The following is a 20,632-nucleotide window of genomic DNA, read 5'->3' as shown; positions in this document are numbered from 1 at the left end:
TTGTCTTTGCAATAGGGCTTACTCATCAAACAGCTGGCCCTTTATCGCCCGGGAAAAGCCCCGGAATTCGGCGATCTGCTGGCCGTCCTGATTGGTCACTGTCACGTCATAAATACCGCTGCGCCCGGTCAGGGAAATCTCGCGGGCCGTGGCAATCAGCCTGTCGCCCAGCCGTCCCGGCGCGGTGAAGCTGATCACGTTGTGCTGCGCCACGGTCGACTGGTTGCGGCTGTTGCAGGCAAAGGCAAAGGCGCTGTCGGCCAGCATGAAGGTGACGCCGCCGTGGCAGATGCCGTGGCCGTTGCAGTGATGCTGCGCAATGGTCAGCTCCAGCGTCGCCTCGCCCTCGTCCACATGGGTGATCTCCATCCCCGCCCATTTGGACGCATGGTCTTCGCCCCACATGGCGGCGGCGGATTTCTCGGCGCGTTCTTTCGGGGTCATGGTCATTTGCCCTTGAACTCGGGTGCGCGTTTTTCGAGGAAGCTGGCGACGCCTTCCGCATAATCGGCGCTTTCGCCACAGGTCTTCATCGCGTCCGCCTCGATCTCCAGCTGGTCAGACAGCGTGTTGACCGCCGCCGCCTGAATGCACTGTTTGGTCAGCCCCAGGCCCAGCGTCGGGCCATTGGCGAATTTCTCTGCCATCGCGCGGGCCTCTGCCATCAGCGCGTCATCCGGCAGCGCCTTCCAGATCAGGCCCCAGTCCTCGGCCTTTTTCGCGGGCAGCGGTTCGGCGGTCAGTGCCAGCCCCTTGGCGCGGGCCTCGCCCAGCAGGCGCGGCAGATGCCAGCTGCCGCCGGTATCCGGGATCAGGCCAACCTTGGAGAACGACTGGATGAACTTGGCGCTTTCCGCCGCCAGCACCACGTCGCAGGCCAGCGCCAGATTGGCCCCTGCCCCGGCCGCCACGCCATTGACGGCACAGATCACCGGGAGGTCCAGCGAGCGGATGAGGTTCACAAGTGGCGCGTAAAAGGTCCGCACCGTGTGCCCGAGATCGGGGGGACCATCCATCTTGCGGGGGTCGCGGTCGCCAAGATCCTGACCTGCACAAAAGCCACGACCAGCGCCGGTCAGCAGCACTGCACGGGCGCCGCTGTCACGCGCGGCTTCAAGGGCGGCGCGCAAGGCGTGGTGCATCTCTTCGTTGAAAGAGTTCAGCCGGTCCGGGCGGTTCAGGGTGATTTCCACCCAGTTTTCGTGGTCCTTCACCAGCAGCGTCTCAGACATCACAGCGCCTCCCTCGTACATGTGTTAACAAAGACCTTGCATAAACCGACCGGTTGGTCAATATATTTGGAGCTTCTCACCTCAGACCGAACCACATTGGTTCAGATGCAAAGGATCGCGCTCATGAGCCTTCTTGATGTTTCCAGCTTTGTTGCGGGCCAATGGGTTGCACCGGGGGCTGGCGCGCGCAACATCGCCAGCGCCATTACCGGCGCACCTCTCGCCCAGGCCGGCAATGATGCGCTGGATGTGCAGGCAATGCTCGACCATGCCCGCACGGTGGGCGGTCCCTCTTTACGCAAGCTGACATTCCACGACCGCGCCCGGATGCTGAAGGCGCTGGCAGGCCACCTGAACCAGCACAAGCAGGCGCTCTATGACCTCAGCTTTGACACCGGTGCCACCCAGTCCGACCACATGATCGACATCGACGGCGGCATCGGCACCATGTTCGTCTTCGCCTCCAAGGGGCGCCGCGAAATGCCGGACGGGCATGTTTATCTGGACGGCGATGTGGAGCATCTCTCCCGCAACGGCACCTTCCTCGGTCAGCATATCTGCACGCCTTTGCAAGGGGTTGCAGTGCATATCAACGCCTTCAACTTCCCGGTCTGGGGGATGCTGGAGAAGCTGGCGCCGACCCTGCTCGCAGGGGTTCCGGCCATCGTGAAACCGGCGACCGCCACCTGCTATGTCACCGAGCTGGCGGTGCGGCTGATGCTGGACTCGGGCCTCCTGCCCGACGGGGCACTACAGCTGGTGTCCGGCGGCCTCGGCGACATGCTGGACCATCTGACCATGCAGGATGTGGTCAGTTTCACCGGCTCGGCGCAGACCGCGCTGAAGCTGCGGGCGAACCCGGTGATCCTGGAAAACTCGGTCCGTTTCGTGGCCGAACAGGACAGCCTCAACGCGTCGATCCTGGGCCCGGACGCGCAGCCCGGCACGCCGGAGTTTGACCTGTTCGTCAAGGAGGTCAGCCGTGAGATGACCACCAAGGCAGGTCAGAAATGCACCGCCATCCGCCGCATCATCGCGCCGCAGGCGCAGGTGGACGCGGTGATCGAGGCGCTCTCTGCCCGCCTGGCCAAAACCCAGATCGGCGACCCGCGCCTGGAAACCACCCGCATGGGCGCGCTGGTCTCCAACAGCCAAAAGCGTGACGTGCTGGAAAAGGCGGCGATCATCGGCCAGGAAGCTGAGCGTGTCTTCGGTGATCCCGAGAACTTCACCGTCGATGGTGCAGACGCCGACAAAGGCGCCTTTGTGCCGCCGATGCTGTTCCACTGCGCCGACCCGGACCATGCCCAGCGGATCCATGACACCGAGGCCTTCGGCCCCGTCTCCACCATTATGGGCTACCGCGATCTGAGCCATGCGATTGCTCTCGCCAATCGCGGTGAAGGCTCGCTGGTCGCCTCGGTCATCACCCATGATACTGAGGTGGCCCGAGAGGTCGCGCTGGGGGCTGGCGCCTACCACGGGCGGCTTTATTTCAACAACCGCGACTCGATGAAGGAATCGACCGGCCATGGTTCCCCCCTGCCCCACATGGTGCATGGCGGCCCGGGCCGTGCCGGCGGTGGCGAGGAGCTGGGCGGCGTGCGCGGCGTCAAACATTACATGCAACGCACCGCCATTCAGGGCTCGCCCGATATCCTGTCTGCGATTGGCAAGACATGGGTCCCCGGCGGCACAGAGATCAAGGGCCCGGCACATCCGTTCACCCGTAAATTCGGCGAGCTGGCGATTGGCGAGACCCTGCACACCGCGCCGCGCACCGTGACGCTGGAGGATATCGAGACCTTCGCCCATTTCACCGGCGACACCTTCTATGCCCACATGGACGACGACGCCGCCAAGCGGAACCCGTTTTTTCCGGGCCGCGTGGCGCATGGCTACCTGCTGCTGTCGTTTGCGGCGGGCATGTTCGTGCAGCCGGACGAAGGCCCGGTTCTGGCCAATACCGGCCTCGATTCCCTGCGCTTCATGAAGCCGATTTCGGCAGGTGACAGCATCAGGGTGCGCCTGACGGTGAAGAAAAAAACTCCCCGCAACGAGGACTACGGCGAAGTGCGCTGGCATGTCACCCTGACCAATCAGGACGACGAGATTGCCGCCGAATATGAGCTGCTGACGATGAATGCCTTCTGACAGGTGTTTGCAGTGAAACACTCGCCCGGTCTGGCCTAACCGGCCCGGGCGATTTATCTATTCTATATGACCGACCCGCAGACCCTCTGGTTCGACACCGCCGTAACCGCCCTCAGCGATCCGCAGAACCAGCGGGTGTGGTCGATTATTGTCTCGCTGTTTGGCGATCTGGCGCAGCGCGAGGGGGATCAGATCGGCGGCAGCGCCCTCACCCGGATCATCACGCCGATGGGCATCAAGCCCGAGGCGATCCGCGTCGCGCTGCACCGGCTGCGCAAGGATGGCTGGATCGACAGCACACGCTCGGGCCGGGCGTCGGTCCATTTCCTGACGCCGATGGGGCGCAGTCAGTCCGCCGCCGTCACCCCGCGCATCTATGCGCCAACCACCGTGCCCCCCGCCGACTGGCACCTGCTGGTGGCTGCGGATGGGCAGAACAGCGCGCTGGATGCGCTGGTGCAGCAGCCCAATTATGTCGCGATCAACCGTTCGACCCTGCTGGGTCACGGTCCGCTGCCGCAGGGTCGGGACAATTTCCTTGTGGTGGAACAGCCGGAATTGACGGTGCCCGATTGGCTGCGGGACCGGCTGTTTCCCGATGACCTGAGACAGGCCTGCGCCCGGCTCGACACCACGTTGAGCGGTCTGACACCGCCAAAGATGACCGAGCCAGGCGCGCTTGATCCGGCGCAGATTGCCACGCTGCGGACCCTGATCGTGCACCGCTGGCGGCGTGTGGTGCTGCGCCACCCCGACCTGCCGCCACGGTTTCACCCCGCGGACTGGACCGGGGAGCATTGCCGCCAGCGCGTGGCAACCCTGTTGCAGCACCTGCCGCGCCCCCGGCTTGGCGCCGGTGGTGAACTGCTTCAGCCCGAAGAGCCCTGAGGCGCGCATTTGCGCCACCTCCGCCCTGGCGGCACACGCATTGGCAGACGGTTTCCCCTTTACAAACCCCGGCGAGAAATCTACCCAAAACCGGAGATGGTTCCCAAGACCCAAAAGCGGTCACGGGATGAAAAGGGAACGCGGTGTGGTGTAGCCATCAGGCGCCGAATCCGCGACTGCCCCCGCAACTGTGAGCGGTGAGCGACCTCGATTGACCACTGGCGCTGGCGCCGGGAAGGCCGAGGCCCGCAGCAACCCGCAAGTCAGGAGACCTGCCATCGACTGGAAACCTATTGACCGGGCGGGGTGTTCCGGCGGGCAGGACGATTTTGCGTGGCGCTGAGGCATTGCTGATCCCCTTCCCCCTCATCACCTGACCGGATTGCGCGGAGGGCGCTATGGACGGGACAGCACGGCACCGTATTCTGGTGTGCACATCCTGCAAGGGCGCGACCCCGGGCAGCCGTCCGGGGCCGGAGCTGATTGCGGCCCTGCGCCGTGAACTCGACCGGCGTGGCAGCGCGGCGATCGAGGTTGCCGGCGTGGCCTGTATGGCCGGATGCAGCCATCCCTGTACCGTCGGATTTCAGGCGGATGGCAAGGCAAGCTATGTCTTTGGCGATCTCAGCCCCGAGGAGGATCTCGCCGATATCCTGAGTTTCACCGATCTCTACCAGATGCTGGCTGACGGCTGGTGCAGTTCGGTTGACCGCCCCGGAAAACTGCGCCGTTGCACATTGTCGCGCATCCCGGCCCTGGTTCCGGCTGCCCCGGCCGCTGCGATCCCGGCGCCCGCCATCACCGCCCCTGCGGCGCTGCAGCAGGTGGAGCCTGCCGAATGACCGCAGCTGCCGTAACCGTGACCGATGTCAGCTGGGGCCCGGGCCGCATGGCTCCGCTGATCCTGCATCCGACCAGTTTTCATCTGGACGCGGGCCGGGTGCTGGGCGTGGTGGGGCCGAATGGGGCCGGCAAATCCAGCCTGCTGCGGGTGATCTACCGGTTCAACCAGCCGCGCAGCGGCAGGGTTGAGGTCGGCGACAGCGACATCTGGGCCCTTCCGCCCAAGGCCGCAGCGCAGCGCGTTGCCGCTGTCTTGCAGGAGCAACCCACCGATTTTGCCCTGACCGTGGCCGAGATTGTCGCGCTGGGGCGCGCGCCCTACCGGTCCGGTTTTGCCACGCCGGGCGCCCGCGATGCGGCGATTGTCGACCGGATGCTCCATCGTCTGGAACTGGGCGAGATGGCCGATCGTGCCTTTGGCACCCTGTCGGGCGGCGAACGTCAGCGGGTCATGGTGGCGCGTGCGCTGGCGCAGGAGCCGGCCCTGCTGGTGCTGGACGAACCCACCAACCATCTGGACATTCGCCATCAGCTTGATGTGCTGGAGCTGATCCGGGATCTCGACGTGACCATCATCACCAGCCTGCATGATCTGAACATAGCAGCCGGGGTCTGCGACGACATCCTGCTGATGGCGCAGGGCCGCACGCTGGCCTTTGGCGCACCGCGCGACGTTCTGAGCGAAGATACCGTTAGCGAGGTCTTCAACGTCGCTGCGAGGCGCGAGACACTTGCCCCCTCCGGGCAGGATCACCTTACCTTTCATCTCCCTGTTTCATAAGGACACCACCTGATCATGTTTGCCCGCCTTTCCACTGTGATGCCGCTGCTTGCCGCCACCCTACTTGGTGCCTCCCTGGCCCCGGCGGCGCAGGCCGAGACCACCGTGCAGAGCTGCAACCGCAGTGTCAGTTTTGCGGCACCGCCAAAACGCGCGGTCTCCAACGACGTCAATCTCACCGAAATGATGCTGGCACTGGGGCTGGCTGACCGCATGGTCGGCTACACCGGTATTTCCGGCTGGAAAACGCTGGATCCGGTCATGCGCGCAGGCGTGGCGGAGCTGCCGGAACTATCGGCCAAATACCCCTCCAAGGAAGTGCTGATCGGCGCCGGTGCGGATTTCTACTTTGCCGGGTGGAACTACGGCATGAAAGTGGGCGGAGAGGTCACACCCGAGACGCTCGCGCCGTTTGACATCAAGGTCTATGAGCTGACCGAGAGCTGCATTCACATCGGCGAAAAAGCCAAGGTCAGCATGGATGACATGTATAATGACCTGCTGAATCTGGGCCGGATCTTTGCGGTCGAGGACACCGCCGAGGCGCTGGTGGCTGGCTATAAGGACGAGCTTGCCGCCTTTGCCAAGGACCGCCCCGAGACGGGTGAGCCGCTGCGGGTCTTTGTCTATGACAGCGGCGAGGATTCGCCCTTTACCGCCGGGAAATACGCCATGCCCACCGCGCTGATCGAGGCCGCGGGCGGCAGCAATGTGATGGATGATCTGGAGAAAAGCTGGGCCACCGTCACCTGGGAAGCCGTGGTCGAGCGCAACCCCGAAGTGATTGTCATCGTCAACTACGGCTCGGTCACCGCCGAGGAAAAACGCGCCTTCATGCGGGGCAACCCGGCCTTTGCCGAGATCGACGCGGTGAAGAACGACCGTTTCGTGACGCTGGAATATGTCGAAGCCACACCGGGTCCGCGCAATATCCGCGCGATCAAGACACTGGCCACCGGTTTTGACGCCGCCCGCGCGGATGCGGTAAGCAACTGATATGTCCACAGCCGACGCACATCACGCATCTGAGCCGCGCCTGAGCGCGCGTGCCCGGCGGCGCCTGCGCGGGCGGCTGGCCTGGATCCTGGGCGGGGCCGTGCTGACGGCCCTGACCCTGTCGATTGCGGTCTCCGTGGGCGCGGTCGGCATCCCGCTGACCTCCGTCTGGGGGATCATCGCCGACAAGCTGGGCGGCGGATCGGGCGCCGATTTCGCCGCAGGCTGGACCAAGGGTCAGGCGGCCATCGTCTGGGATATCCGGTTTCCCCGCGCGCTGCTTGCGATGATGGTCGGGGCCGGTCTGGCCATGGTGGGTGCCAGCCTTCAGGCGGTGACCCGCAACCCGCTGGCAGATCCGCATCTGCTGGGCATTTCGGCCGGCGGTGCGTTTGGTGCCATTCTGGCGCTGCTGCACACCGGGTTGTTTCTCGGGCTTCTCACAGTGCCCTTGCTGGCCTTTGTCGGCGCATTGGGCGCAACCGCGCTGGTCCTTGCGGTCTCCCGCTTTGCCGAGGCGACAACAGCTGACCGGCTGGTTCTGGTTGGCGTGGCGGTCTCCTTTGTCATCATGGCAGGCGCCAATATTCTGATTTTCCTTGGAGATCCGCGCGCCACCCATACCGTGGTGTTCTGGATGCTGGGCGGGCTTGGCCTCGCGCAGTGGAGCCACCTGGCCTATCCGCTGGTGGTGCTGCTGCTCTGCGGGGGGTGGCTCTGGTCCCGCTCTGGCGATCTCAATGCGATGACCGTCGGTGACGAAACGGCAACAACCCTGGGCATACCGGTGGCGCGGTTCCGGTTGATGACCTTTTGCGTCGGCGCGCTGGTCACCGGGGTGATGGTGGCCTTTTCCGGAATGATCGGCTTTGTCGGGCTGATCGTCCCGCATGTGGCGCGGCTGATCGTTGGCGGTGATCACCGCCGGGTGCTGCCGGTCTCGGCACTATTCGGCGGGCTGTTTCTGGTCTCTGCCGATATCGCCGCCCGCACCCTGATGGCGCCAGAGGACATGCCGATCGGGCTGGTCACCGGGCTGGTCGGCGGCGTCTTCTTTATCTGGCTGCTGCGGCGGCGCTAAGGTCGCCCGATCCCAAAGAAGGCCCCCATCGCTGACGGGGGCCTTTTGCAATTATCAGCCTCAGGCCGCGGCAACGACGATCATCTCCACCAGAAACTCGGGGCGCGCCAGCTTTGCCTCGCCGCAGGCCCGGGCCGGGGTATGACCCTCGGGCACCCAGGCGTCCCACACCTCGTTCATCGCAGCAAAATCAGCCATGTCAGACAGCCAGATGGTGCATTGCAGGATACGTGTTTTGTCGCTGCCCGCCTCTGCCAGCAGCCGGTCGATATTGTCGAGGCAATCCTGCGTCTGCTGCGCGACGCTGGCCCCGGCGGTGCCGACCTGACCGGCCAGATAGATGGTATCGCCATGTTTGACGATCTGGCTCATGCGGGGGCCGGTGTGGCTGCGTTCAATCTGTGTCATGTGATCCTCGTTCGGTGTCGGCCGCGCCGACAGGGCGGGTCCGCACCATGGATACCGCCCCATCGAAAGCAAGGCAATGCGCAGGGCAAGCGGTTCAAATACCGCACAAATTTCGATATCTGAATTCATCCTTGCCCAAAAGAGAAGCGCGCCCCTATAGTTTCCCCTGCGGAACACAGGGCGCGTATTGCCGGGGTCACGACCAGCCCCCTAGCGTCGACACCACGCGGGCATGACCGGCGACGTTCCAAAGAGCCTGCATCAACGCAGGGCCATCGACAGGGGGAAATGACATGACACAGACCAAGACCAGCGCGCGAATGTCGCGCCGCCACTTTCTGCTCAGCTGTGCCGCCGGAGCGCTGACCGTCGGGCTTGCCGCCTCGCTGCCGCTTCGGGCCACAGCGGCCGAGCCGATCAAGGTTGCAGGCATCTACACCGTGCCCGTCGAACAGCAATGGGTCAGCCGGATCCATGTTGCCGCCCTCGCCGCAGAGAACCGTGGCGACATCACCTATACGTTTTCCGAAAACACCTCGAACACCGATTATCCGCGCGTGATGCGCGAATATGCCGAACAGGGGCACAAGCTGATCATCGGTGAGATCTTCGGCGTTGAGGCCGAGGCCCGCGAGGTGGCGGCAGATTATCCCGATGTGGCCTTCCTGATGGGCTCTTCCTTCAAGGAGGATCCGGCGCTGCCCAATCTGGCGGTCTTCGACAACTACATTCAGGATGCCTCCTACCTGTCGGGGATCGTGGCCGGGGCCATGTCGGAGAGCGGCAATATCGGCATGGTCGGCGGTTTTCCCATTCCTGAGGTGAACCGCCTGATGCACGCCTTTATGGCGGGCGCGCGGGAGATGAACCCCGATATCAAATTCCAGGTCTCGTTCATCGGCAGCTGGTTTGATCCGCCCAAGGCCAAGGAAACCGCATTCGCCATGATCGAGAACGGTGCCGATATGCTCTATGCGGAACGCTTTGGCGTCTCCGACGCGGCCAAGGAGAAGGGCGTGCTGGCCATCGGCAATGTGATCGACACCCAGAGCGACTATCCTGACACGGTGGCGGCCTCGGCGCTGTGGCATTTTGAGCCGACCCTGGATGCAGCCATCGCCAAGGTGCGCGACGGCAATTTCACCGCTGCCGACTATGGCATCTATTCCTTCATGAAGGAGGGCGGAGCCTCGCTGGCGCCTTTTGGCACCTTTGAGGGCAAGATCCCGCAGGAGGCACTGGATCTGATCGCCAGCCGCAGCGCAGCGATCAAGGATGGCTCTTTTGTGGTGGAGATCAACGACACCGAGCCCGGCTCCTCCTGAGCAGCTGCGCATGACGCCGGACCAGACGGTGCAGGCATCGGGCAGTGGCCCGGTGCTGCGCCTGCAACACATCACCAAGCATTTTGGCAGCGTCACCGCAAATGATGACGTGAGCTTTGACCTGTTTGCAGGCGAGGTGATCGCCCTGCTGGGAGAGAATGGCGCGGGCAAGACCACGCTGATGAATATTCTGTTCGGACAATACACGGCGGACGCTGGCGGCGTGGAACTGTTCGGCACGGCCCTGCCCCCCGGTGCACCGCGCGCCGCGCTGGATGGCGGCGTCGGCATGGTGCATCAGCATTTCACGCTGGCGGATAATCTGACGGTCTGGGAGAATATCACCCTTGGCGTGGAGCCGCTGCTGGGTCTGGGCCTGCGGGCAGGACCGGCAAAGGCCCGTATCCGCGCGCTGGCGGAGCAGTTTCATCTGAAAGTCGATCCCAACGCCAAGGTCTCGCGGCTCACCGTCGGCGAACGCCAGCGGGTGGAAATCCTGAAGGCGCTGTACCGCGATGCCCGGATCCTTATTCTGGACGAGCCCACAGCGGTTCTGACACCGCAGGAGACCGATGCGCTGTTTGCCACGCTGCGCGAAGCCATCGCCCGTGGTCTGTCGGTGATCTTCATCTCGCATAAGCTGCATGAGGTGATGGCAATCTCCGACCGCGTGCTGGTGCTGCGCCATGGCCGGCTGGTGGCCGAGCGGCGTACCGCCGAGACCAGCCGTGACGAACTGGCGGCGCTGATGGTGGGGGCAGAAGTGACGCCGGCGGATTTCACCGCCAACGCCCCCGGTCCTGCCCTGTTGCAGCTGCATGAGGTCTCCACCCCCAGCATTGGGGCAACACCCGGATTGCAGCGCGTGTCACTGGAACTGGCGGCGGGTCAGATTACCGGATTGGCCGGGGTGTCCGGCAATGGTCAGGCCGCGCTTTCTGATCTGGTCTCGGGGCTGATCACGCCGCAGTCCGGCAGGCTGACCCTGAACGGCGCCGCCCCGGCAGGCTGGTCCCCGCGTGAGGCGATCAACAGCGGGATCGCTCGCATCCCCGAAGACCGGCACAAAACCGGCACGATTGCCGATTTTGACCTGACCGAAAACGCGATCCTTGAAACCTATGCGACCCGCTTCAGCCGCCGTGGCTGGCTCGACTGGCGGGCCGCGCGTGACTTTGCCAGGACGGTGATTGCGGGCTATGACGTGCGCTGTCCCGGCCCCGACACGCGCATCCGGCTGCTGTCGGGCGGCAATATGCAAAAGCTGATCCTTGGCCGTGTGCTGGAACAGGCCCCGCAGATCATTCTGGCCAACCAGCCGGTGCGCGGGCTGGATATCGGCGCGGTCACCTATGTGCATGAACAATTGGCCAAAGCCTGCGCGCGCGGGGCGGCGGTTCTGCTGATTTCCGAGGATCTGGACGAAATCATGCAGCTTTCCGATGTGATCCATGTGATCAGCGAAGGGCGTCTGAGCCCCGGTTTTGCCCGTGGCAGCAAACAGCCCGAGGAACTGGGCGCCTGGATGGCCGGCCATGGGTTTGACGATCGGTCGGATGCCCCACAGACGGAGGATGGCCATGCGGCTTGAACCGATTGCCGCGCCAAGCTGGCAGCGGCGGCTGCTGCCGCCTGCCCTTGCACTGCTGGCGACATTTGTCATTGCTGCCGCGCTTGCACAGGTCGCCGGGGGGGAACCGCTGTCGATCTTTGGCCTGATCCTGAGCGGGGCATTCGGGTCGAAATTTGCGCTGCTTGAGACGTTGAACCGCGCAACCCCGCTGATTTTCACCGGTCTGGCGGTTGCGGTCGCCTTTCGTGCCAAGCTCTGGAATATCGGAGCCGAGGCGCAGCTCTATGCTGGGGCTGTGATCACCGTTGTTCTGGGCACCGGCGCGCTGAACTTGCCTGCACCGCTGCTGCTGCCCCTGCTTGGTGCGGCGGCTCTGATCGCGGGGGCTGTGCTGCTGCTGGGGCCTGCGCTGCTTAAAACGCGACTGGGGGTGGATGAGGTGGTCACCACGCTGCTGTTCAACTTCATATTCCTGTTGTTCGTCTCCTACCTGCTGGAAGGGCCGCTAAAGGATCCGATGGGCATGGGCTGGCCAAAATCACCCCGGCTAAGCGCCGACGCGCGGCTGCCCCGGGTGGTGGACGGGCTGCGGCTGCACTGGGGGTTTGCGCTGGCGCTGATTTCTGCGCTGGTGATCTGGGTGATCAACACCCGCACCACGCTGGGCTATGAGATGCGCGCAGTTGGCCAGAACGCCGAAGCCGCGCGATTTGCAGGCATTCCGGTCACAAAGGTGATCCTGAAAACCGCGCTGTTGTCCGGCGGGCTGGCCGGGCTGGCGGGTTATTCGGAGGTGGCCGGTCTCAAGGGGGCGCTGACGCTCGATCTCAGCCCCGGTTTTGGCTACACGGGCATCGTTGTGGCCATGCTGGCGCTGCTGCATCCGATTGGCGTGGTTTTTGCAGCGCTGTTTGTCGCCGCGATCTTTGTCGGAGCGGACAGTATGAGCCGCGCCGCAGGTGTTCCCAGCTATCTGGCCGATATCATGCTGGCCTCGGCTCTGCTGCTGATGGTGATGGCGATCCTGCTCAGCAAATTCCGGCTGCGGAGGGACTGAGATGGACATTCTCGAAATCCTGCTTTCCGCCAGCTTCTGGGCCGCTGCGATCCGCATCGCCTCGCCGCTGATCTTTGCCACGCTGGGGGAGCTGATCTGCGAACGCGCGGGCGTGCTCAATCTCGGGATCGAGGGGATCATGGTCGCGGGTGCCTTCTCCGGCTGGATCGCGGTCTGGGCCGGGCTGCCCCTTTGGGGCGGGGTTGGTGTGGCGCTGCTGACCGGCATGGCCTTTGGCCTGCTGCATGCGACGCTCAGCGTGCCTTTCGGGCTGTCGCAGCATGTGGTGGGCATCGGGCTGACACTGTTGGCGACTTCGCTGACCTTCTACACCTACCGCGTGGTGCTGCCGGAGGTGTCCTCGCCGCCCAAGATCGAGGCGTTTCAGCCCTATGAAATCCCGCTGCTGTCGGATCTGCCGCTGATCGGCCCGGCCCTGTTTTCACAGACGCCGCTGACCTATGCCGCCTTTGTGCTGGCGGCGCTCTGTGCCTATGTGCTCTACCGAACGCCGCTGGGGCTGGCGGTGCTCGCGGCGGGTGAGAACCCATCGGCAGTGGCCGCACAGGGGCTGTCAGTGACCGCGATCCGCATGGGGGCGGTGGTGGTGGGCAGCGGCCTGATGGCGGTGGGAGGCGCGTTCCTGACGCTTTCGGCCTTTGACAGTTTCTTTTTCGATATGGTGAACGGGCGCGGCTGGATCTGCATTGCGCTGGTGGTCTTTGGCGCGTGGCGACCGGGCAAGGCGGTGTTGGGCGCCATCCTCTTTGCCGCCTTTGATGCCTTGCAGATCCGCCTGCAACAGACCGGGATCGGCGCGGTGGTGCCCTACCAGCTGTTCCTGATGATGCCCTATATTCTGTCGATACTGGCGTTGATCGTGATGTCGCGCCGCGCCGAGGTGCCTGCCGCATTGATGGTGCCATTCAACAAGGGAGAAAGATGATGTTGGATCTGTTGATCAAGGGCGGCACGCTGCCCGATGGCTCGGTCGCGGATATCGGCATCACCGGTGACATCATCACCGAGGTGGCGCCGTCCATTGACGCGGCGGCCAGAGAAACCATCGAGGCCAGCGGCGATCTGGTCACGCCCCCCTTTGTCGATCCGCATTTCCACATGGATGCGACGCTCTCCTACGGGCTGCCGCGGGTCAATGCCTCTGGCACACTCCTGGAGGGCATCAGCCTTTGGGGAGAGCTGCGCGAGGAGGCCAGTGTCGAGGATATGGTCAGCCGCGCCCTGACCTATTGCGACTGGGCGGCCAGCATGGGACTGCTGGCGATCCGCACCCATGTCGATACCACGCCCGACCACCTGCGGGGCGTGACCGCGATGCTGGAGGTCCGCGAGGCGGTCAAGGAGTACATCGACCTGCAATTGGTCGCCTTTCCGCAGGATGGGTTGTACCGGGCGCCGAATGGTCGCGAGAACCTGATCCGCGCGCTGGATATGGGCGTCGATGTGGTGGGCGGCATTCCGCATTTCGAACGCAGTATGCAGGATGGTGCGGAGTCTCTGGGCGATCTATGCAAGATCGCTGCGGATCGTGGGTTGCAGGTCGACATCCATTGTGACGAAACCGATGATCCGCTGTCGCGACACATCGAGACACTGGCGCAGGAGACGCTGCGCCACGGCTTGCAGGGGCGCGTGGCCGGCAGCCATCTCACCTCCATGCACTCGATGGACAACTACTACGTCTCCAAGCTGTTGCCGCTGATTGCCGAAGCCGGGATTGCCGCCATCCCCAATCCACTGATCAACATCGTCTTGCAAGGTCGCCACGACAGCTTTCCCAAGCGGCGCGGCCTGACCCGCGTGAAGGAATTGCTGGCCCATGGCGTGACGGTGGGCTGGGGGCAGGATTGCGTACTGGATCCCTGGTATAGCCTTGGCACCGGCGACATGCTGGACGTGGCTTTCATGGGGATGCATGTGGCGCAGATGACCCACCCGGACGAGATGGCGCAGTGTTTCACCATGGTGACCGAGAACAATGCCGCGATCATGGGGCTGGCCGGCTATGGGCTGAAGAAAGGCGATTGCGCCTCGCTGGTGGTGCTGGATGCGGCGACCCCGACCGAGGCACTGCGCCTGCGGCCTGCCCGTCTGGCAGTTGTGGCAAAGGGCAAGGTGATCAGCCGCAGCGCACGCGGCGATGCTGCGCTGTCGCTGCCCGGTCGCCCTGCACAGGTCCGGCGCCGCCACACCCTGCCGGGCTGATCCCCGTCATAGCAGCAGGTAAGGCAGGCCGACGCCCGCTACCGCCAGCAGCGCCAGCGCCACCAGCATTACCAGCCCGTCGCGGGTCAGCATCGCGACGGCAAGGCTGCTGACCACCGCCCCCAGAGTGGAAGAGCTGAAGGGCACCAGTTCAAGAAACGGCATCGCCAGCCCAGAAAGGGCGCACAGGATACGCGGCACTGTGACAAAGGGCTGGCGCAGCAGGATCTTCACCCGCGCCTCGGTATGGCGATCGAGAAATCGGGCCATCCGGCGCATAGGCCCCAGCACCCTGCGCGCCCGCTCCGAGGAGATCCGCTGTCGGCGGAGCCAATCCGGCAGCCACAGGTGATCCCGGCCAAGCGCCATTTGCCCGGCGATGAGAAAGATCAGCAGCCCGCAGACAGTCGAGAACAGCGGCACGCCACTGAGCGGCGACACCACCGCCATCGCGGGCAGCAACAGGGTAGCCGCCATAGAGGAATGGCCAAGATCCTCGACAACCTCGGCAACGCTAATGCTGTCCTCTTCCAGCAACTCGGTCGTCGCCTCGATTATCTCGCCGACGGGATGGTCCTGCGCTGTCATTGTGATCTGCCTCCTGTCTGGCCTGCGGTTCGCGCTTCGGAGCTCTGTCCGACCTGTCACGCCTCGGGTTCCGTGTCTGTTCTGTGTCTCTGGAGAGCAAACGTTTCGACGCGCCTGCGGTTCCAGCGAGCGCCGGACAATGCGCACGACAACACCGCTCGCCCCCGAGGCAGGTCAGGTGTTTTTCTTTGTCGTGTCCGCAAATCGTGTTGGCTACTGAATGAGCCTTTGCCCATTCCCAGAAAAGTGTCTCGAATAGTTTCTTTATCGGGGTCTTTGGAAACATCTCCATAAGGCATCCGCCCACGCACGGCGCGGATGTTAGCGAGCATCTATCGCCTAAGGTTGACGATGTCTCGAAGTCTGAGGATTTTCTCCTGGGCGCGAAGGGACGACGAGCGGAACACCACCCCTCTCTGATAAGCCCGATCTCGCGGAAAGGAAGATCGGATGGATTTCGACTTCACCACCCTGACGTCGGTATTTGATCTTGTTCAGTCCGCATTGCGGGTTGCGATAACGATCAAGGCCTACAAGAGCCTTTCCGCTCAAAAAGGCGGATAAGGAAAGGGGGTGCCTACCGCAAGGTAGCACCCCCTAACTTTGACACTTTAGGTCATTGGAACTCCGTTTTGTTCCCTGTTTTGGCTTTCGGCGCACCACCGCCTACATCCAAGTTTTGCACGGTCTTTGAAGATCGTCATTCATCCGATCATTCCCTGACAACCAGAATATAGGTCTGTCCCTGCCATGGACAAAATTGTCGGACAGAAGGACATTGCTATTCTTCAGATGATCTAAGCTTCTCGGAAAACTTCAATCGAAGCGATGGATGCCTGACGCGCAATGAACCAATCGACATACCCAGACAAATACTTTGACGCCGGCCCTTTGAAATGCCGGATGAAGTCCTCGTATCTCGAATGCAGGGAATTGATGTTCTGGATGTGGTGTGAAGCGGTCGCTTTGGCTTTGCCCTTCGCTCCACCGACCACGAAGTGTTCCAGCCCTTTCACCCTGGCGAAATTTCCATACGCGCGCAGAGCATCACTACACAGAACAGCATCGGCCGGGATGACAGGATCCAGGGCCCTCTGGATCGTCGTATTGGCCCGGTCCGCGATCCGCTGAGCTCTCTTGGCTCCGCCTCGATCCACGACCGTCAGGATGGGCAGCTGCCAACGACTGAGCCCCCTCTGCATCTTCACGCCCAGCTTGTTGTATTCATACCAGCGCAGGCGCGGAGGTTTCGGATTGTTGGCCGGGTCGCGCTTGTATTTCACCCACTCACGGGAACCCTTCCGAGATTCCTTCTGATAGGTCTCATCCACCTCGACGATACCGGAAAAGTGATTGTCGGATGAGTCACTTAACCCCTGCATGATGATCAGGCGCCACCGCCAGATTGTGTGCTTGTCGAGGTCCAATCGGTTGGCCAGTTCTCGAATGGAAGAAGGTGCCCGAGTGCCCAGCATATCCCGGATGACTTCGAGAAACAGATCTGGCCTATGGATGTGCCTGATCCTGGAAGTCGTTCGACCACAGAAGGTCTTCTGGCAACCCAGGCAGCGGTAGCGTTGAACCTTGGTTCGAGTCCGCCCCCATTTCTGGCGACGGTCGTCGCCGCAATGCGGGCACTTGTGTTCCTGTTCTGTTCGTGATTCAATCTCGGCCAGGGCTTCGGTTTTTCTCCGAACATCCCTAATCTTTGTTCTGGCGTCCTCGATCTGCGCCGGGTTCAGGTCATGAAACCGGTCGAGGAATTGCCGAAAGTCGTGTGCCTGCACGATCCGCTCCGCTGTTTTTTTTAGGAGCGATATTGGCCAATTGTGAAAAAACGAAGGCCCTTCGAAAATTTTCCCAACACGATTTGCGGACACGACATTTTTCTTTGACTGCCAGCAGCTTCGGCGGGAACCGATCCGGCAGCAGAGGCGTTAGCCCAGCGCAACCCCGTGACGAGACGGGGCAGGCCCCGCCAGATCGGGGCCACCCGGGGCCGCGACTGGGCTTTGCCCGCGCCCCATACTCCGCCGGTGCGACACCGGCCCCGATTTTTCGGGACTGATACTTGGATCTGACACCGGCGTTCGCGCCGCGAAACAAAAGGAATTTGACATGCGACTGATTATTGCCGCTCTTGCCCTGGCCGGTCTGGCTGCCTGCGAAACAACCGAGGGCTTTGGCCGTGACGTCTCCGACCTTGGCGACGCGATCACCGAGGAATCTCAGGAAGCACAGTAAAGCGCCGCCCGATTCATGCCCCGTCAGACCAGTTCTGGCGGGGTTTTTCTGTCCGATCCCGCGCGCATCCGGATATTGCGGTGCTGATGGCGGTCGGCGGTTGACGTTCCCCGTAACTCGAAGAACCATTGCAGCGCGATCAATGGCCTGACGGGTATTACAACCAGCGAGCCACGCGCCCCTTTCCGATGCGTTCCAGACCGAGGATGCCAATGCCCCACCGCCCTGCCCGCCGCTCCCCCCATCCCGTCGGCGCCGCCGCCCGGCCCCTGGCCCGGGCATTCCGTCAATCCCGGCTTGCGCTGCATCTGAGTGTCATGGCGCTGACATTCTGCCTGTTGCTGCCGCATCCCGGCGCCGCTCAGGCGACCAGCGATCCGGTGCAGACCGACAGCGCAATCCAGCTCGATAGCAAAGCTGCCCCGGACGCCCAGATCCGCCGCAGGATTGTCCAGCTGCTGGGAGAAATCGACGGCTTCGACAAGGTGAGGGTCTCTGTGTCAAGTGGCGTTGTGACCCTGTCGGGCGAGGTTCTGGACAATCCGCGCCAGACCCAGCTGACCACGATGGTCGAACGCATTGACGGTGTCGTGGCGATCGAAAACCGGACCGCGATCAATGGGCGGCTTGATGAGCGGCTCGACTCGGCCTTTTCCCGGCTGAAGGAGCGGACCCGAAATATCATTGCCAATGCACCGATTTTCTTTGTCGCGATGCTGGTTTTCGTGATGATTTCCGCCTTTGGCTGGCTGCTGACGACGCGGCTGCGGATCTGGAAGCGTCTGGCGCCAAACTCCTTTATCGCGGAGGTCTATAGCGGTGTGGCGCGCATTGCCTTTATCGTCCTTGGGCTGGTGGTGGCGCTGGATATCCTCAACGCAACAGCGCTGCTGGGGGCCGTATTGGGGGCCGCTGGTGTTGCTGGTCTGGCGGTTGGTTTTGCGGTGCGCGACACGGTGGAGAATTTCATCGCCTCTATTCTGCTCAGCCTGCGGCAACCGTTTCGGCCGAATGATTTTGTCGAGATTGCAGGCGATATGGGGACCGTTGCCCGGCTGACCTCACGCGCGACCATCCTGATCTCACCCGAAGGCAACCATATCCGCATCCCCAATGCGACCGTCTTCAAGGGCCGGATCGTCAACTACACCCGCGATGCCAACCGGCGGTTCGAGTTTGAACTGGGTGTTGATGCCGACGCCGATCTGGCCGCGGCCCTGTCGACGGCGGTTGATGCCCTGCAATCGCTGCCCTTTGTCCTGCGGGATCCATCGGTTGGTGCCTGGGTCAAGGAGGTTGGCGATTCAAATGTGATCCTGACCTTCACCGGCTGGGTCGATCAGACCCAGAGCAGTTTTCAAAAAGCCCGTGGCGAGGCCATTCGGATTGCCAAGACCGCGCTGGAAAGCAATGGGTTTGGCCTGCCGGAGCCGATCTACCGCCTGCGTGTTGATGCTCGGGACGCCGCGAGCCTGCTGCCCGTGGCCCAGCAGCAATCGCAGAAGGCCCCGGCACCTAAACCTGCCGCCGCCCCGGCCGAGACCCCCCTGCCGGCAGCGTCGGATCCAGCCCGTGTCGAGGACGCCAATGAGGAGGCCGCCGCCCGCGAACGCAACGCCCCCGATGGTGGCGGCGACCTGCTGAGCGACGGGCCGAACGCGGAGTGATAACGCCAATCGCCACGGCCAGATGGCAATGCGGCAATATGGGAGGGCGGAACAAATTATTCAGGTTCTGCGTTGCGCTTGGAAAAGAGGAGCACCCCATGGCCGACGACCACAGCGCATCCATCAAGAAGGAAGACACCTATGAGGCCCTGCGCGACAAGGGCTATGGCAAGTCGAAGGCTGCCGCCATAGCCAACGCGCAGGCAAATGATGACATGTCCCCATCTGAAAAGGGCGGTAAGGCACCCCCATATGAGGACTGGACCAAAGACGAGCTGATGGACCGCGCCCGCGAGCTGGATATCGACGGGCGCTCGACTATGAACAAGGACGCGCTGATCGAGGCGCTGCGCAGCGCCTGACCGCGCCCATACCCCGACAAGGAGAGATTATATATGGTAGAATATGCTGGCATCGGCGGGCTGATCGTCCTGCTGCTATCCATCTGGGCAATCGTGTCGATTGTCGGGTCCAACGCAGGCACCGGCAAGAAAGTCATCTGGGTTGTTTTCGTGCTGATCCTGCCGATCCTTGGCTTCATCTGCTGGCTGCTCTTCGGCCCCCGCGCGCGAAGGGCATAAACACATCTGACCGAAGCCTGAAACGTTAAAAAATGGCGCTGCCCCAACACGGGACAGCGCCATTTTTCGTGATCGCGCGACGTGCTGACGATCAGGTATTGAGCTGAAGCACGTGGTGCACGCCGACATCCGGATGGCCCTCGGTCTCGCTCAGGCTGGCGCGCAGCAGCTTCAGGCCGACCAGAACGGCGTTGCCCTGCGAGGCCCAGACCGCTGCTTCACGCGGGGTCATCTTGAGCAATGTCACCTTGGGGTCGTCACGGCCCTTTTCAAACCAGGCGCCGACGGCAAAGCTCCACAACTCATCGAGCTTATCGGGGTCATTGGTGACCTCCAGCGGTCCGCGCACGCTTGCGTGATAATCCTGACCGTCGGAGACAAGGGTCAACTGGGCGTCGGCACCAAGGCCGATTGCCCGGACCAGATCGCTGTCGGAGGAGCTGATGAACCAGATCGCGCCATTCTCTGCATCCGCGAAATGCGTCATCGGCTGCGGATGCTGCTCGCTGTCACGCACAGCCAGCATCGAAGTGCGGCGTTTCTCCAGCTGGTGCCACAGTTGAGAGCTCGCCTCCTGCTGGGTTTCGGTCTGTCGTGCCATGTCAAAATTCCTTTCGTCTCAATTCGATAGGCGGGGTCAGAGTTTCACCCCGCGCAGTTTGCGGCCGCCTGTCCGGCAGCCAAACCACAGGACATCAGATGGAGGGGTCAGACCGAGGCGAAGAACTTATCCAACTCGCGCTCAGCTTCTTCGCGGGCCTTGCCATATTTCGTTTGCAACAGGCCAAGCAGCTGCTCGCGGTCGCCCTTGGCCTTCTCGACATCATCATCTGTCAAATCGCCATAGGCCTCATGGAATTTGCCCTTCAGGGTTGCCCAGTTCCCTTTGATCTGTTGCTCGTTCATGTCTTGGCTCCTGTCATTTGGGTATCGTCGCCTAGTCAACGTGCCGGTATCGGCTTGGTTCCCGGAAAAATCCGCCGGTGTG

Annotated in this window: 22 protein-coding genes and 1 riboswitch; of the genes, 15 read left to right on the top strand and 7 right to left on the bottom strand. The window is 62.8% G+C overall.

The features are described from left to right. Window positions 1-18 precede the first annotated feature (18 nt). Window positions 19-444 (bottom strand): hydroxyphenylacetyl-CoA thioesterase PaaI, encoded by a 426-nt coding sequence (gene paaI / locus VWZ87_RS19025; protein ID WP_416536666.1) that lies wholly within the window; start codon window positions 442-444, stop codon window positions 19-21. A 2-nt stretch (window positions 445-446) separates the two neighbouring features. Then, on the bottom strand, window positions 447-1,232 hold the full coding sequence (gene paaG / locus VWZ87_RS19020) for a 2-(1,2-epoxy-1,2-dihydrophenyl)acetyl-CoA isomerase PaaG (protein WP_416536665.1): 786 nt from the start codon (window positions 1,230-1,232) through the stop codon (window positions 447-449). Between the two features lie 123 nt (window positions 1,233-1,355). On the opposite strand from paaG, the gene paaZ reads away from it, so the two are divergent. The 6 genes from paaZ to VWZ87_RS18990 all read left to right on the top strand — a co-directional run bounded on the left by paaZ (window position 1,356) and on the right by VWZ87_RS18990 (window position 7,975). Further along, entirely contained in the window at window positions 1,356-3,386 is a 2,031-nt protein-coding gene (gene paaZ, locus VWZ87_RS19015) for a phenylacetic acid degradation bifunctional protein PaaZ (RefSeq protein ID WP_416536664.1), read from the top strand. A gap of 66 nt (window positions 3,387-3,452) precedes the next feature. Further along, on the top strand, window positions 3,453-4,274 hold the full coding sequence (locus VWZ87_RS19010; protein WP_416536663.1) for a PaaX family transcriptional regulator C-terminal domain-containing protein: 822 nt from the start codon (window positions 3,453-3,455) through the stop codon (window positions 4,272-4,274). Window positions 4,275-4,354: 80 nt separating this feature from the next. Then, a riboswitch (cobalamin riboswitch) is annotated at window positions 4,355-4,569 on the top strand. A gap of 103 nt (window positions 4,570-4,672) precedes the next feature. Continuing rightward, window positions 4,673-5,116: a DUF1636 family protein gene (locus VWZ87_RS19005; RefSeq protein WP_416536662.1), complete on the top strand. Its 444-nt coding sequence runs from the start codon at window positions 4,673-4,675 to the stop codon at window positions 5,114-5,116. Further along, window positions 5,113-5,898 carry an ABC transporter ATP-binding protein gene (locus VWZ87_RS19000; RefSeq protein ID WP_340547353.1) on the top strand — a complete coding sequence of 262 codons (786 nt, stop codon included), beginning with the start codon at window positions 5,113-5,115 and terminating at the stop codon, window positions 5,896-5,898. Before VWZ87_RS19005 ends, VWZ87_RS19000 begins: the two co-directional genes overlap by 4 nt. Before the next feature lie 15 nt (window positions 5,899-5,913). Continuing rightward, complete coding sequence (locus VWZ87_RS18995) at window positions 5,914-6,894, top strand: ABC transporter substrate-binding protein (RefSeq protein WP_416536661.1); 981 nt, start codon at window positions 5,914-5,916, stop codon at window positions 6,892-6,894. Window position 6,895: 1 nt separating this feature from the next. After that, window positions 6,896-7,975: a FecCD family ABC transporter permease gene (locus tag VWZ87_RS18990; protein ID WP_416536660.1), complete on the top strand. Its 1,080-nt coding sequence runs from the start codon at window positions 6,896-6,898 to the stop codon at window positions 7,973-7,975. Window positions 7,976-8,035: 60 nt separating this feature from the next. Here VWZ87_RS18990 and VWZ87_RS18985 read toward each other — a convergent pair whose 3' ends face one another. Continuing rightward, window positions 8,036-8,383: a RidA family protein gene (locus VWZ87_RS18985; RefSeq protein WP_340547356.1), complete on the bottom strand. Its 348-nt coding sequence runs from the start codon at window positions 8,381-8,383 to the stop codon at window positions 8,036-8,038. Window positions 8,384-8,676: 293 nt separating this feature from the next. Here VWZ87_RS18985 and VWZ87_RS18980 point away from each other — a divergent pair, with 293 nt between their 5' ends. Genes VWZ87_RS18980 through VWZ87_RS18960 form a run of 5 tightly spaced genes read left to right on the top strand, consistent with a single transcriptional unit; the run spans window position 8,677 to window position 14,564 of the window. Next, window positions 8,677-9,708: a BMP family protein gene (locus VWZ87_RS18980; RefSeq protein ID WP_416536659.1), complete on the top strand. Its 1,032-nt coding sequence runs from the start codon at window positions 8,677-8,679 to the stop codon at window positions 9,706-9,708. A gap of 10 nt (window positions 9,709-9,718) precedes the next feature. After that, the gene (locus tag VWZ87_RS18975; RefSeq protein WP_416536658.1) at window positions 9,719-11,299 is read left to right on the top strand and encodes an ABC transporter ATP-binding protein; all 1,581 of its coding nucleotides are present in this window, start codon (window positions 9,719-9,721) and stop codon (window positions 11,297-11,299) included. Continuing rightward, on the top strand, window positions 11,289-12,338 hold the full coding sequence (locus VWZ87_RS18970; RefSeq protein WP_416536657.1) for an ABC transporter permease: 1,050 nt from the start codon (window positions 11,289-11,291) through the stop codon (window positions 12,336-12,338). The genes VWZ87_RS18975 and VWZ87_RS18970 overlap by 11 nt, the downstream gene beginning before the upstream one ends. 1 nt (window position 12,339) lies before the next feature. Further along, on the top strand, window positions 12,340-13,284 hold the full coding sequence (locus tag VWZ87_RS18965) for an ABC transporter permease (protein WP_416601207.1): 945 nt from the start codon (window positions 12,340-12,342) through the stop codon (window positions 13,282-13,284). Then, window positions 13,284-14,564: an amidohydrolase family protein gene (locus VWZ87_RS18960; RefSeq protein WP_416536655.1), complete on the top strand. Its 1,281-nt coding sequence runs from the start codon at window positions 13,284-13,286 to the stop codon at window positions 14,562-14,564. The genes VWZ87_RS18965 and VWZ87_RS18960 overlap by 1 nt, the downstream gene beginning before the upstream one ends. A gap of 6 nt (window positions 14,565-14,570) precedes the next feature. Here VWZ87_RS18960 and VWZ87_RS18955 read toward each other — a convergent pair whose 3' ends face one another. Together VWZ87_RS18955 and VWZ87_RS18950 are read right to left on the bottom strand one after the other, a co-directional pair. Next, window positions 14,571-15,152, bottom strand: a complete 582-nt coding sequence (locus tag VWZ87_RS18955) for an exopolysaccharide biosynthesis protein (RefSeq protein WP_416536654.1) — start codon at window positions 15,150-15,152, stop codon at window positions 14,571-14,573. 797 nt (window positions 15,153-15,949) lie between these two features. Further along, window positions 15,950-17,032 carry an IS1595 family transposase gene (locus VWZ87_RS18950; RefSeq protein WP_416536653.1) on the bottom strand — a complete coding sequence of 361 codons (1,083 nt, stop codon included), beginning with the start codon at window positions 17,030-17,032 and terminating at the stop codon, window positions 15,950-15,952. A 238-nt stretch (window positions 17,033-17,270) separates the two neighbouring features. Here VWZ87_RS18950 and VWZ87_RS18945 point away from each other — a divergent pair, with 238 nt between their 5' ends. From VWZ87_RS18945 to VWZ87_RS18930, 4 genes are all read left to right on the top strand, one after another. Then, window positions 17,271-17,396 (top strand): entericidin A/B family lipoprotein, encoded by a 126-nt coding sequence (locus tag VWZ87_RS18945; protein WP_072505423.1) that lies wholly within the window; start codon window positions 17,271-17,273, stop codon window positions 17,394-17,396. Between the two features lie 212 nt (window positions 17,397-17,608). Next, window positions 17,609-19,063, top strand: coding sequence for a mechanosensitive ion channel family protein (locus VWZ87_RS18940; RefSeq protein WP_416536652.1), 1,455 nt, complete (start codon window positions 17,609-17,611; stop codon window positions 19,061-19,063). Between the two features lie 98 nt (window positions 19,064-19,161). After that, a complete protein-coding gene (locus VWZ87_RS18935) occupies window positions 19,162-19,425 on the top strand; it encodes a DUF7218 family protein (RefSeq protein WP_340547364.1) in 264 nt (87 codons plus the stop codon). A 33-nt stretch (window positions 19,426-19,458) separates the two neighbouring features. After that, window positions 19,459-19,644, top strand: coding sequence for a PLDc N-terminal domain-containing protein (locus VWZ87_RS18930; RefSeq protein WP_416536651.1), 186 nt, complete (start codon window positions 19,459-19,461; stop codon window positions 19,642-19,644). Between the two features lie 91 nt (window positions 19,645-19,735). On the opposite strand, the gene VWZ87_RS18925 is transcribed toward VWZ87_RS18930, so the two are convergent. Beyond that, on the bottom strand, window positions 19,736-20,245 hold the full coding sequence (locus tag VWZ87_RS18925; protein ID WP_416536650.1) for a pyridoxamine 5'-phosphate oxidase family protein: 510 nt from the start codon (window positions 20,243-20,245) through the stop codon (window positions 19,736-19,738). Window positions 20,246-20,352: 107 nt separating this feature from the next. After that, window positions 20,353-20,550 (bottom strand): CsbD family protein, encoded by a 198-nt coding sequence (locus tag VWZ87_RS18920; protein ID WP_340547367.1) that lies wholly within the window; start codon window positions 20,548-20,550, stop codon window positions 20,353-20,355. Window positions 20,551-20,632: the final 82 nt, after the last annotated feature.

Source organism: Phaeobacter sp. JH20_37, from assembly GCF_048056015.1.
Taxonomy (GTDB): domain Bacteria; phylum Pseudomonadota; class Alphaproteobacteria; order Rhodobacterales; family Rhodobacteraceae; genus Phaeobacter; species Phaeobacter bryozoorum.
The sequence above is the reverse complement of the archived record's forward strand: the minus strand, read 5'-3'. Positions and strand labels throughout refer to the sequence as shown.